The sequence below is a fragment of the Bacillus sp. Marseille-P3661 genome (assembly GCF_900240995.1).
Classification (GTDB): Bacteria; Bacillota; Bacilli; order Bacillales; family Bacillaceae_J; genus OESV01.
Genome location: NZ_LT965959.1, coordinates 1 through 13,666, shown reverse-complemented (window position 1 = coordinate 13,666; position 13,666 = coordinate 1). Strand labels below are relative to the sequence as shown.

Genomic DNA, 13,666 nt, shown 5'->3' with positions numbered 1-13,666 from the left:
AATTAAACCACTTTCAGCCAATGATGGTTTTCTCTGTTTGAGTTATATTCAACACCTAGGTCTTTCCATATCTAATAACCATCGGAATCAAATAACCATTGCAGTCCTTACTTATCCTTTTCAACGTTTGTAACATATATTTTTTGAATACAATAATGCTTTTATTTTATAACAAAGATTCGACACGTGAAAGTATAACTTCTTTTCCTAATAAACTAATTGCTTGCGGTAAATCTGGTCCATGCGATTGACCGGTAGTTGCGACTCGGATTGGCATAAAAAGATTTTTACCTTTTTGTCCTGTTTCTTTTTGTACAGTTTTCATCGCAGCCTTTATATCATCTGCAGTAAACGTTTCAAGCTGTGCTAACTTTTCTTTAAAGCATTTTAAAACTTCTGGTACTGTTTCACCACTTAAAACTTCTTTTGCCTCATCATTATACTCAATATCTTTTTTAAAGAATAGCTCAGTAAGCTCAACAATTTCGGCACCATAACTCATTTTTTCTTGATGAAGAACAATTAACTGATGTGCCCATTGTCTTTGCGCGTCTGTTAAATTGCTTGGAAGAAGACCCGCACTAATTAGATGTGGTAGAGAAATCTCGACTAAGCGATCACCATCAAGATTTTTAATATATTGGTTGTTCATCCATGTTAATTTATTTTTGTCAAACACTGCTGGTGCTTTTGATAATCGTCTTGGATCAAAAATTGAAATGAATTCTTCTTTTGTAAAAATCTCTTGCTCACCTGATGGTGACCAACCTAGTAAAGTAATAAAGTTAAATAGTGCCTCTGGTAAGTATCCAAGATCTTTATACTGCTCAATAAATTGAATAATAGTTTCGTCACGCTTACTTAACTTTTTACGATCTTCATTTACAATCAACGTCATATGACCAAAAATTGGCGGTTCCCAACCAAACGCTTCATAAATCATCAATTGCTTTGGAGTATTAGAAATATGATCATCCCCACGTAAAACATGAGTGATTTCCATTAAATGATCATCCACGGCCACTGCAAAGTTATAAGTAGGTATTCCATCTTTTTTTACTATTACCCAATCGCCAATTCCATTCGACTCAAAGGAAACCTCATCTTTGACAATATCATTAAATGTATAAACCTTATCCTGAGGAACTTTGAATCGGATGCTCGCTTGACGGCCTTCCTGCTCTAGTGACTGCTGATCTTCTGTAGATAACCCACAGCATTTTCTTGAATAGGCCGGCGTTTCACCTTTTGCCATTTGGGTTTCACGTTCTTGTTCAAGCTCAGTTTCTGTACAATAACATTTATAAGCTAAACCCCTAGCCATTAAATCTTCAACATGTTTATTATAAATATTTAGTCGCTCCGTTTGGCGATATGGGCCATATTCCCCACCTACATCGACACTTTCATCCCAGTCAATACCAAGCCACTTTAGATACTTAAGCTGGCTTTCTTCGCCACCTTCAACATTTCTTTTTAAATCAGTATCCTCTACACGAATAATAAATTTACCGCCTTGATTTCTAGCATATAAATAATTAAATAATGCCGTACGGGCATTTCCAATATGTAAATGACCGGTAGGACTTGGTGCATAACGAACTCGTACTTGTGGGTTAGTCATAACACGACACCTTTCATATATGTATTCCAATTCCATTGTTTACATAAAAAACTTACAGTATGTATTCTATACTATTAAATGAACTCCTTAATAGTTCATTATCTATTATCATCAAACGCGCACTTATGGTCAAGCTTTTGTAAGTAGAATAACAGCTTGAGCAGCAATCCCTTCGGCTCTTCCTGTAAAGCCAAGCTTTTCAGTTGTCGTGGCTTTTACATTTACTTGGTTAATATCGGTTTCTAACAGTTCAGCAATCCGTTCCCTCATTTGGTCTATATACGGTGCCATTTTTGGTCTTTGGGCAATGATTGTACAATCTAAATTACCAAGTTTATAACCCTGATTTTTTACCAAACTCCATACATGCTCCATCAGCTTAGCTGAATCAGCATCTTTATATTCTGGATCTGTATCAGGAAAATGCTTACCAATGTCACCAAGTGCCAGCGCACCTAATGCAGCGTCACTAATTGTATGTAATAAAACATCAGCATCAGAATGACCTAATAACCCAAGCTCGTAAGGAATCGTTATACCTCCAATAATCAATGGTCTTCCTTCAACTAACTGATGAACATCAAAACCTTGTCCAATTCTTATCATGATTATTCCCCTTTAGTAATTTCTTTTTAGTATTGCCTCTCCATATACTAAATCTTCCGGTGTGGTCAATTTAATATTTTCATAATCACCCATTACAATGTGAACTGGTTTACCAATTATTTCAACGAGACTTGCATCATCTGTCCCTAAATACCGCTCATCTTCAGCCTGCTCATGTGCTTTTAAGATCAACGCAAGACGAAAAGCTTGTGGTGTTTGTACCGACCACAAGCTTGAGCGCTCCATCGTTTTCTCTACTATACCATCTTTTACGGATTTAATTGTATCCTTTACAGGAACGGCAACAATTGCACTATCATAGTTTACGGCTGCTTCAACAAGCTTATGAATCGTTGCGTGTTTTACAAATGGGCGAGCACCGTCATGTATTAGAACGATATCGTCCGCCCCGTTTAAAGCTTTTAAGCCATTAAAAACACTATGCTGTCTTTCCTTACCACCTTCAACGATATCAATAACCTTTGATACGTTGTGCTCTTGTATTAATTCATTAAAGGATTGAATTTCATCTTTATTCGCAACAAGGACGATACCTTTGCAATCACTGTCACTATTAAACACATTTAAAGTATGAATAATAACAGGTACATCATTTAACTTAATAAATTGTTTATTCATTCCTGCGTTCATGCGCTTACCTTGCCCAGCCGCTGGAATAACTACATAATAGTCCATTTCGTTCACCTTAAAGTGCTTTTTCTAATAATTTGGGTTTAGCAAATATCATACGTCCCGCTGAAGTTTGCAATACACTAGTAACTAGAACATCAATTCGTTTACCGATATAATTTCTACCTTCCTCGACGACAATCATTGTGCCATCATCAAGGTATGCAATCCCTTGATTATGTTCTTTACCATCTTTAATTACTTGTACATTTAATTCTTCTCCAGGCAGTACAACTGGCTTAACCGCATTTGCTAAGTCATTGATATTTAGAACCATTACATTTTGAAGCTCACAAACTTTGTTTAGATTAAAATCATTGGTTACAACGATACCAGAGGTTACTTTAGCTAGTTTAACAAGTTTACTATCTACCTCTTGAATTTCATCAAAATCAATTTCAAAGATCTCAACTTTAATTGCTAATTCTTTGCGAATTCTATTTAAAATATCAAGACCTCTTCGTCCACGATTACGCTTTAATACATCAGAAGAATCTGCAATATGCTGTAACTCCTCTAGAACAAATTGCGGAATAACAATTGTACCTTCTAAAAACCCGGTTTGGCAAATATCTGCAATACGTCCATCAATGATTACACTTGTGTCTAAGATCTTCAGTTTACCTTTAACATACTCCTCGGTGCCTTCAGTCTCATCAACTAGTTGTTTCTTTTTATCTTTAACAGTTAAACGGCCCGTTATCGAAAATAAATTTATCAGTTCTTCCCGCTTTTTAAAACCTACTTGAAAACCTAAATAACCGAGGAATAGTGTAACAAAAATTGGAATAATTGTACTTAATACCTCGAAGTTTATGCTTTTTAAAGGAATCATAATTAAAAAAGCAACAATTAGTCCAACAATTAAACCTAAGCTACCGAATAAAATATCAGTAACCGGCGCCTTGACAAGCGCTTCCTCAATTTTTCTAATTAAACTTACAATATAATCAACTAACCAAAACGTTGAAAGAAATAAAATAATTGCTCCATATACCGCACAGGCATAGGATGATGCAAACCAACCAATCTCACCAATATTCAACAACTGCAACAATAATGGGACATACAAGTAACCAAGTGTTCCCCCTACAATGATAAAGAATAACTGAACTATACGTTTTACCATTCCTTCACCTCCTTATATCATTATTAACTAAATTTCTATTTTAAAAACATCATTCTGTTAAAGATTAATACTTTCACTTTATATTTTATCTTGTTTCACTACTAAATTTCAATTTTTCCAGTAAGTTACTAAATTTTTAAATATGGCGATCTATCAACAATTGCTCCTGAATTCGCTCTAAGCCTTCTTTTATTTTTTTTGCACGTATATCGCCAATACCTTCAACACTAACCAATTCAAGGATTGATGCCCTCATAATCGCATTTAAATTATGAAATCGAGAAACTAAATTGTGAATAATACCTTGTGGCAGACGTGGAATTTTATAGAGAATTCGATACCCTCTAGGGCATACATTCAAATCCTCAGCTTTATCTTTACTTTCATAACCTAAAAGCTCTAAAATAAATTCATCATCTAACAGGTCAGCTTCTGATAATACTTGTATTATTGATGCTAATTTATTAGAATCGTGAATATTATATTGGCTGTAGTCTTTAATCAATAATATGATTTCTTCTTCTATATTCGAAACAAGCTCATTCAATTGCAACGTAATTAATCTACCTTCTGTACCGAGCTCAATTATATAATTTTGTATTTCCTGTTTAATACGAAGAACCATTTCTACCCTATGAATAACTTGAATCACATCTTGCAGCGTAACTAGTTCTTCCATTTCAAGTGCTCCAAGATTTGTAATTCCTTGATCTAATACAGATTTATACTTTTCTAAAGTTTGAATTGCCTGATTTGCTTTTGTTAGAATTTCACCCATTTGACGTAATGCATAGCGAAAATCACCTTGATAAAGTGTGATAACATTTCTCCGTTGGGAAATTGCAATGACGAGACACCCTGTTTGCTTAGCAACTCTTTCTGCAGTACGATGCCGCATACCTGTTTCAATGGATGAAATACCAGAGCTAGGAATAAGTTGTGTATTGGCATAAAGTATTTTCGTGCCCGTATCATTTAATATGATGGCACCATCCATCTTTGCCAATTCATATAAATAGGCGGGGGAGAATATACAGTTAACGGTAAAACCGCCGTCTATTACTTCTCTTACTTTTTCATTATAACCTATAACAATTAATCCCCCTGTATTTGCCCTCAAAACATTGTCGATCCCTTCCCTTATCGGTGAACCTGGCGATACAAAATTAAGGATCTCGTTGTGCTTATTCCCATTCTGTTTGGCATGACCCATAGATTATCCTCCTAAGGTATACTTTAAAGCCTCAGCAACGGTAGACACACCAATTACTTGGATTCCTTTTGGGGTAGACCAACCTCCTATGTTCCTATCTGGAACTATTACTCGTTCAAACCCTAGTTTGGCAGCCTCCTGAACGCGCTGTTCGATACGCGATACTCTTCTAACCTCTCCAGTTAAGCCAACTTCCCCAAATACAACATCTGTTGGTCTAGATGGTTGATCACGAAAACTAGATGCAATACTAATCGCTACGCCTAAATCTATAGCTGGCTCATCTAGCTTTATCCCACCCGCAACCTTTAGATAAGCATCATAGCTCCCTAGCAGAAATCCAACTCTTTTCTCTAACACTGCCATAATCAGTGATACGCGATTATGATCGATTCCAGTTGCCATCCGTCTTGGATTGCCAAAGCTTGTAGGTGATATAAGTGCCTGAATTTCCACCAATACAGGACGTGTACCTTCCATCGAAGCTACAACAATCGAACCTGCTGACCCCTCTGAGCGTTCTTCTAGAAATATTTCCGATGGATTTAGAACTTCCGCAAGCCCTTCTTCCTTCATTTCAAAGATTCCCATCTCATTGGTTGACCCAAACCGGTTTTTTACTGCTCGTAAAATTCGGTACGTGTGGTGACGTTCCCCTTCAAAATATAACACCGCATCTACCATATGTTCTAACAATCTCGGTCCAGCAATAGAACCTTCTTTTGTAACATGACCAACAATAAAAATCGCAATGCCTTTTGTTTTTGCAATTCTCATAAAATGGGATGTACATTCTCTTACTTGTGAAACACTACCAGGTGCAGATTGTACCTCAGGATGATATACAGTCTGAATGGAATCGATTACGACTAAAGATGGGTTCATCTCCTCAATTGCTTTCTCAATAAACTCTAGATCTGTTTCTGATAGGACAAATAAGTTATCAGTTAATATACGTAATCGGTCTGCCCTAAGTTTCGTTTGTTTAGCTGATTCCTCACCTGATATATATAAAACCCTATGGTTCAAACTCGCAAGCTGGGCTGATATTTGTAATAAAAGTGTAGATTTTCCTATACCCGGATCACCGCCAACCAACACTAGTGAACCAGGAACAATTCCCCCACCAAGCACACGGTCCATTTCTTTGAAATTAGTATGCACTCGTGGTTCACTTATAGATTCAATTGAAGTAATCGATTGTGGTTTATTTATAACTGTGGATGCAGCTGCTGTAACAAATGATTGTCTTCTAGATGGTCTTGTAATCTCCATTTCTTCAACCATGGTATTCCATTGATTACAACCTGGACATTTACCCATCCATTTGGGTGATTCATAGCCACATGATTGGCAACAAAACTTTGTTTTTTTCTTGCTCATCGAAAAAACCCTCTCATATTAAGTTACAATTATTTATTAAGAATTATGATACCATAACCGAATTTGAATTAGAAAAACCGAATATTTGCTACTTTTTAAAGCTTTCTACTGTTATATAGAAAAAGAAGACGCCGAAGATGCGTCTTCTTTTTCATGTATGAATAAATATTTATGCAATTTTATTCTATGATCTATACTTAACTATTTTATTCGGCCCTTACAACAAATTCGTTATCTTCGATGTCTAGTGTAACTTTTTTACCTTTTTCGATCGTACCTTTTAATAGCTCTTCAGACAAACGATCTTCAACATGCTTTTGTAATGCACGTCTTAATGGTCTCGCACCATATTCAGGATCAAAGCCTTCATCAGAAATTTTTTCTTTCGCAATATCAGAGATTACAAACTCAATATCCTGTTCTTTAAGACGTTTAATTAATTCATTTGCCATTAACGTCACAATTTCATTAATATGTTGTCTTTCTAATGAGTGGAAGACGATAATTTCATCAATACGGTTTAAGAACTCAGGTCGGAATGCCTTTTTAAGGGAATCCATTACCTTTGATTTCATATCTTTGTACTCTTGACCCTCTTGAACATTAAAGCCCACATACTTGTTACGCTTTAACTCACTAGCGCCAACATTCGAAGTCATAATAACGATTGTATTACGGAAATCCACAGTACGTCCTTTTGAATCTGTCAGGCGGCCATCTTCTAGCACTTGAAGTAAAATATTAAATACCTCTGGATGCGCCTTTTCAATTTCGTCTAACAAAATAACCGAATATGGTTTACGACGTACTTTCTCGGTTAATTGACCACCTTCTTCATGACCTACATATCCTGGAGGTGAACCAACTAAACGCGATGTTGCGTGCTTTTCCATGTACTCTGACATATCTATGCGGATAAGTGCATCTTCATCGCCAAACATGGATTCTGCAAGAGCACGAGCTAGCTCTGTTTTACCAACCCCTGTTGGACCTAAGAAAATAAAGGAACCAATTGGACGTTTTGGATCTTTTAGGCCAGCACGAGCCCGGCGGATAGCTTTTGCAACGGCTTTTACGGCTTCATCCTGCCCAATTACACGACCATGTAAAATCTCTTCCATATTTAAAAGGCGGTCAGTTTCAGCCTGAGCTAATTTAGAAACAGGAACACCCGTCCAAGCTGAAACCACTAGTGCGATATCTTCAGTTGTAACTTCTGAATTCTCTTGCCCTTGTCTTTCCTTCCATTCCTTCTTCGTTTTTTCTACATCTTCACGAAGACGTTGCTCAGTATCGCGTAATGATGCAGCTTTCTCAAACTCTTGGCTTTGTACTGCTGCGTCTTTTTCTTTACGAATTCCCTCTAATTTTTGCTCTAACTCTTTTAAGTTAGGTGGTGCTGTATATGAGCGAAGACGTACCTTTGCAGCCGCCTCGTCAATTAAGTCTATCGCTTTATCAGGAAGGAACCGGTCAGAAATATAGCGATCTGATAATTTTACAGCTTCATCGATAGCATCATCCGTAATCGTAACGCGATGATGGGCTTCATAGCGATCTCGCAAACCTTTTAAAATCTGGATGGCTTCTTCTTGCGTTGGCTCGCCCACTTTAATTGGCTGGAATCGACGTTCTAACGCTGCGTCTTTCTCAATATATTTACGGTACTCATCAAGTGTTGTCGCACCGATACATTGTAACTCACCGCGAGCTAATGACGGTTTTAAGATATTTGATGCATCGATAGCGCCTTCCGCACCACCTGCACCAATTAAAGTATGCAATTCATCTATAAACAAGATGATATTCCCTGCTTGGCGAATTTCATCCATTACCTTTTTCAAACGGTCTTCAAATTCACCACGGTACTTGGTTCCCGCTACAACTGTACCCATATCTAATGTCATAACACGCTTATTTCTTAAAATTTCGGGCACTTCGTTTTGAATAATTTGCTGCGCTAGCCCTTCAGCTATCGCTGTTTTTCCAACCCCAGGTTCACCGATTAACACAGGATTATTTTTAGTACGGCGGCTTAAAACTTCTATTACACGTTGAATTTCTTTTTCCCTTCCAATAACAGGGTCAAGACTTCCTTCACGTGCAATTTGTGTTAAATCCCTCGCAAGGCTATCCAGTGTAGGTGTATTCGCATTTGTTGCTGTTCCACCTTGATGCCCTGAAGATGATGACTCATTACTGCCTAATAGCTGAAGTACTTGTTGTCGTGCTTTATTTAAGCTTACTCCAAGATTATTAAGGACACGAGCAGCTACACCTTCGCCTTCACGAATTAAGCCTAATAATATATGCTCTGTTCCCACATAGGAATGACCTAACTTACGGGCTTCATCCATCGATAATTCGATAACCTTTTTTGCTCTAGGTGTATAATGAATTGTTTGCGATGCTTCTTTACCTCTGCCAATCAGCGCTTCAACTTCCTCTTGAATTTTTTCAGGTCCAAGATTTAATGCCAATAAGGCTTTTGCCGCAATTCCTTCACCTTCTCGAACTAAGCCTAATAAAATATGCTCAGTCCCAATATTGCTATGTCCTAAACGGACCGCTTCCTCTTGTGCAAGTGCAAGTACCTTTTGTGCTCGTTCTGTAAACCTACCAAACATCATTTACCATCACTCTCCCAACGAATCGTTTCTAATCTTAATCGCTCTCTTATTAGAGTTGCTCTTCTTATGTCTCTCTCATCAGGTGTAAGCTTTCTACCAGCATATTGCTGTAAAAACCCTGGTTGGGTTAAAATCATTAATTCATTTAAAATCGAACGTGAAATATTTTTAATGAATCCTAAATCAATCCCCAATCGCAAATCTGATAAACTTTGAGATGCTTCAGTTGATTGGATTATACGACTATGCGCCAATGTTCCATAGGAACGCCACACTCTGTTTTCCAGTTGGATCGATGATGTTTTAACTAGCATATCTCGAGCAGTTCGTTCTTGCGCAATAACCTGCGCAACAACACTTTGGAGATCCTCAACGATATCCTGCTCAGATTTGCCTAATGTAATTTGGTTAGAAATTTGAAAAATATTACCTTGTGCTTCACTACCCTCACCATAAATGCCTCTAACAACTAAGCCTAGTTGGCTGATTGCAGGCAGTAATCTATTAATTTGATGTGTTAGCACAAGAGCAGGTAAATGCATCATGACGGATGCTCTCATCCCTGTTCCAACATTTGTTGGACAACTAGTAAGATACCCCCGTTTTTCATCAAATGCAAAGTCTACCCTTTCTTCAAGTAAATCATCCACTTGATTTGCAACCTTTAGAGCCTCTTTTAATTGTAAACCTGGAAATAAGCATTGGATCCGGATATGGTCTTCTTCATTAACCATCACACTTACTTCTTCATTTTCTGATAAAATGACAGCACCTTTTTCAGATACTTCTGCAAGATGTGGACTAATAAGATGCTTTTCCACTAAAACCCGTTTTCCAATTGTCTCTAGATTATCCATCTTAATCATTTCGAGATTGCCAACTTCAGCAAAACTTTGATTTGATATAGACTCTTCTATTCGTTCGACCACTGTTGTAAGTGAGTCAATTGATGCTAAGGTTGGAAACACTATATCCTTTAAGTTTCGGGCCAAGCGAATTCTGCTGCTTAATACAATATCGCTATCTTGACCATCTTCATTCATCCAAGGGCTAATAGCTTGGTTTATGAACTTTTCAAGTGACATAGACTATTGCTCCCCCTCTCTATGCTCACCTAAATGTTGCTCTAAGGAACGAATTTTATCTCTTAATTGTGCAGCATTCTCAAATTCCTCATTTTGAATCGACTTCTGCAGCGCTTCCTTTAGCGTAGAAATTTCTTTTGCAATATGAAGACTTCCGCCAATTCTTTTTGGAATTTTACCAGCATGTGATGTGTTTCCACCATGTACTCGTCTTAAGATAGGATCAATTTTTGATTGAAATTCCCTATAACAATTGGAACATCCGAAACGACCTATTTTAGAGAATTGCTGAAAAGTTAATCCACAGTTAGAGCATTGTAGTGCTTGTAAGCTCTCAAAGTTTTTATTTGCTCCTGCTAAAGTTGTTGGGTAATCTATATTAAGTAACCCTGAAAGAAGGCTATTAATAGAGAATTCGCCACCGGCTATCATTTCACCTTTTTCCCGCGCACATTGTTCACATAAATGTGTTTCAGTTTTTTTTCCATTAATTATTTTAGTAAAATGGAGTGATGCAGGGTTTTGGTGACATTCTTGGCATTCCATACTTACACACCTCTCCCGATATAAAAATTACTTATATTTTAATGTTTGAAGCATCGCTTTTAAGATAACAGTCCGGAATTCATCACGCTCAGGTAAATCTAATAAAAGTACATCTCTATCAATTGCACTTAAAATTAACTTTGCTTCTCTTCTAGATACTGCACCTTCCTCTAAAAGTCTTGCAACAATACTTTCAGCTGTTGATTGAGTAATTCTTCGTGGTATTAGATCGAGCATCTGATCAATTAAATGGGCATGATTATCTGTTTGAACTTTAATAATTCGAATGTAACCTCCGCCACCTCGTTTACTTTCAACAATGTATCCTTTTTCAATCGTGAATCTTGTATTAATTACATAATTAATTTGTGAGGGGACGCATTGAAATTTCTCAGCTATTTCACTTCTCTTAATTTCAACTGCATTTTCATTACTTACATGTAGTACTTTTTTCAAATACTGTTCAATAACATCAGAAATATTACGCATGATCCCTCCCCTTCCTCTGACTTTGACTTTCTTTGACCATGTATATATATTATATAGTCGATTGCATAATGTTTTCAACTAATTCGTTTTTAACATACTAATATCTTTTCCAAATTTTTTACATTACAAACTACATTAAAAGATTCTATATACGAAAGGTAATTGTGAAATTTCGTCGATTATCATTGCTTTTTTATCTTTATTTGCAAGTTTAACCTCAATTACATATTTTTTTAATGAGGGACTTATTTCAGATTCTTTATGTGTTTCAATCGAAAAACGTTTTAATGGTACCTTTCGATCTTCAATTATTTTTATGATTTCATACAGGTCATTGCTATTTTTATCGACGACAATATGTAATGAATGTGAGTTATTGTTCTGTAAGAAGCGATGCTCAAATTTGTTTAAGAAGATTAAACTTAATAACACAACAATCGTTGTCAGCAATGCAGGTGCAAACATACCTACTCCCACTATTAAGCCAATTCCTGCCACTACCCAAATAGAAGCAGCAGTTGTTAATCCTCTGACTGTAGCACCTTTTACCAAGATAGTACCAGCCCCCAAAAAACCAATTCCACTGATGACATAAGAAGGTATCCTCGCAGGATCAAATCTTATATTTTCACTGCTATCAATGTAATTATTAAAGCCATACAATGACATTAGCATCATTAAGCAAGACCCAATCCCAACAAGCAAATGTGTTCGAAAACCTGCAGGGTGATTTTTTATTTCTCGCTCGAATCCAATTATTCCGCTTAAAAAAGCAGCAAAAAAAATTCTCGCTGTCATTATTTCAAAGTTATCTCCAAGAAATTGTTCTAACATGGACACTACCCTCCCTTAAAGTAATGTACCCTTGTCTAAAAAGTTATAAGCATGTATTTTCATTGTATTAGAACTGAAGACAATTCATGCTAAAATAGCTTAAAAATTTGGATAAGCTTTATGGTCTTTTGTTCTCGCTTTGGAATGGACTATTTCAGTAAATATTGTTTAATAAATAGACAATTTCTATAGTGTTGATTAACTATTTAAATTGTTATATTTAACAATATTCCCTTTAATAAAATTTTGTCGATATTTCACTAAATTTGTGTTTCGAAGGAGTAAATGTATAATGTGGATAAATATGTGGATAGATACTGATAGTTAGTTATATTTGCTATTCGTTGGAGAGTTTTTGAATGCACTTTTTTATTTTTGGTTCCTCTTCATTGGACTTATGAAGGGGTTTCTCTCATTGTCTTCTACTCCGGTTCCTCTTCATCCGCCTTATGAAAGGGTTTCTCTCGTTGTTTTCTACTCCGGTTCCTCTTCATCCGCCTTATGAAAGGGTTTCTCTCGTTGTTTTCTACTCTGGTTCCTCTTCATCCGCCTTATGAAGGGGTTTCTCTCGTTGTTTTCTACTCCGGTTCCTCTTCATCCGCCTTATGAAGGGGTTTCTCTCGTTGTTTTCTACTCTGGTTCCTCTTCATCCGCCTTATGAAAGGTTTTATACCAATAAATAAGCATCCTTCCCCCTTGGTCGGTTTTTAACATAAATCAAAGCTAATTCTTTATGTCAGTAACAAGTTAACACAAACTAAAAAAATCCGTAAAAGCTGTGGATAACATTTTAAATATTATCAAATAGGTTATCCATAACTGTTAATAGAACTGTCGAATTTTGTTGATAACATAAATGGTATTAAAACGATTAAACTTATTATCATTTAATTTTTACAAGCTAATTACATATTCTCTATGCTTTTTTCGATCTAAGCACAATTCTCCGTTCGTCACCTGCGCTAGCTCCGACCCGTGGTTATTATAGCCTTAGGTTCTCTTTTTATCTTCATTCTCCTTACACTTGGGCTAGATACTGCTTTATTCAATTCTATTGTTGGAAAATCTCCAGTTTTAATTAAGTTTTTAAATGCAAAAAAGAGCAGCATCTCTGCTACTCCTTGTTTTTGCTTGGCAACGTCCTACTCTCACAGGGGGACAGCCCCCAACTACCATCGGCGCTGAAGAGCTTAACTTCCGTGTTCGGAATGGGAACGGGTGTGACCTCTTCGCTATCGTCACCAAACATATTATATTTGAGGATTGTTCCCTCAAAACTAGATAACAAGAATTCATATTCAACTGTAGTATTTTGGTTAAGTCCTCGATCGATTAGTATTCGTCAGCTCCACATGTCGCCATGCTTCCACCTCGAACCTATCTACCTCATCATCTCTGAGGGATCTTACTTACTTAAAGTAATGGGAAATCTCATCT

Annotated in this window: 11 protein-coding genes and 2 rRNA genes; all 13 read right to left on the bottom strand. The window is 36.6% G+C overall.

The window, feature by feature from the left end:
- Nucleotides 1-166: 166 nt before the first annotated feature.
- On the bottom strand, nt 167-1,624 hold the full coding sequence (gene gltX / locus C1724_RS23910) for a glutamate--tRNA ligase (RefSeq protein ID WP_102349370.1): 1,458 nt from the start codon (nt 1,622-1,624) through the stop codon (nt 167-169).
- 129 nt (nt 1,625-1,753) lie between these two features.
- Entirely contained in the window at nt 1,754-2,230 is a 477-nt protein-coding gene (gene ispF, locus C1724_RS23905) for a 2-C-methyl-D-erythritol 2,4-cyclodiphosphate synthase (protein WP_102349368.1), read from the bottom strand.
- Nucleotides 2,231-2,242: 12 nt separating this feature from the next.
- Complete coding sequence (gene ispD, locus C1724_RS23900) at nt 2,243-2,926, bottom strand: 2-C-methyl-D-erythritol 4-phosphate cytidylyltransferase (protein WP_102349366.1); 684 nt, start codon at nt 2,924-2,926, stop codon at nt 2,243-2,245.
- Between the two features lie 10 nt (nt 2,927-2,936).
- Nucleotides 2,937-4,049, bottom strand: coding sequence for a PIN/TRAM domain-containing protein (locus tag C1724_RS23895; RefSeq protein ID WP_102349364.1), 1,113 nt, complete (start codon nt 4,047-4,049; stop codon nt 2,937-2,939).
- Between the two features lie 136 nt (nt 4,050-4,185).
- On the bottom strand, nt 4,186-5,262 hold the full coding sequence (gene disA / locus C1724_RS23890; protein WP_102349361.1) for a DNA integrity scanning diadenylate cyclase DisA: 1,077 nt from the start codon (nt 5,260-5,262) through the stop codon (nt 4,186-4,188).
- 3 nt (nt 5,263-5,265) lie between these two features.
- Nucleotides 5,266-6,645, bottom strand: coding sequence for a DNA repair protein RadA (gene radA, locus C1724_RS23885; RefSeq protein ID WP_102349359.1), 1,380 nt, complete (start codon nt 6,643-6,645; stop codon nt 5,266-5,268).
- 206 nt (nt 6,646-6,851) lie between these two features.
- Nucleotides 6,852-9,275: an ATP-dependent protease ATP-binding subunit ClpC gene (gene clpC / locus C1724_RS23880; protein ID WP_102349357.1), complete on the bottom strand. Its 2,424-nt coding sequence runs from the start codon at nt 9,273-9,275 to the stop codon at nt 6,852-6,854.
- A complete protein-coding gene (locus tag C1724_RS23875) occupies nt 9,272-10,360 on the bottom strand; it encodes a protein arginine kinase (protein WP_102349355.1) in 1,089 nt (362 codons plus the stop codon). Before C1724_RS23875 ends, clpC begins: the two co-directional genes overlap by 4 nt.
- Nucleotides 10,361-10,363: 3 nt before the next feature.
- Complete coding sequence (locus tag C1724_RS23870; RefSeq protein ID WP_102349353.1) at nt 10,364-10,906, bottom strand: UvrB/UvrC motif-containing protein; 543 nt, start codon at nt 10,904-10,906, stop codon at nt 10,364-10,366.
- Nucleotides 10,907-10,933: 27 nt separating this feature from the next.
- Nucleotides 10,934-11,395 (bottom strand): CtsR family transcriptional regulator, encoded by a 462-nt coding sequence (locus C1724_RS23865; RefSeq protein WP_102349351.1) that lies wholly within the window; start codon nt 11,393-11,395, stop codon nt 10,934-10,936.
- Between the two features lie 135 nt (nt 11,396-11,530).
- Entirely contained in the window at nt 11,531-12,229 is a 699-nt protein-coding gene (locus tag C1724_RS23860) for an MgtC/SapB family protein (protein WP_102349349.1), read from the bottom strand.
- Between the two features lie 1,129 nt (nt 12,230-13,358).
- A 5S ribosomal RNA gene (gene rrf / locus C1724_RS23855) occupies nt 13,359-13,475 on the bottom strand.
- A gap of 66 nt (nt 13,476-13,541) precedes the next feature.
- Nucleotides 13,542-13,666: ribosomal RNA gene (locus tag C1724_RS23850) — 23S ribosomal RNA — on the bottom strand; the annotation flags it as partial.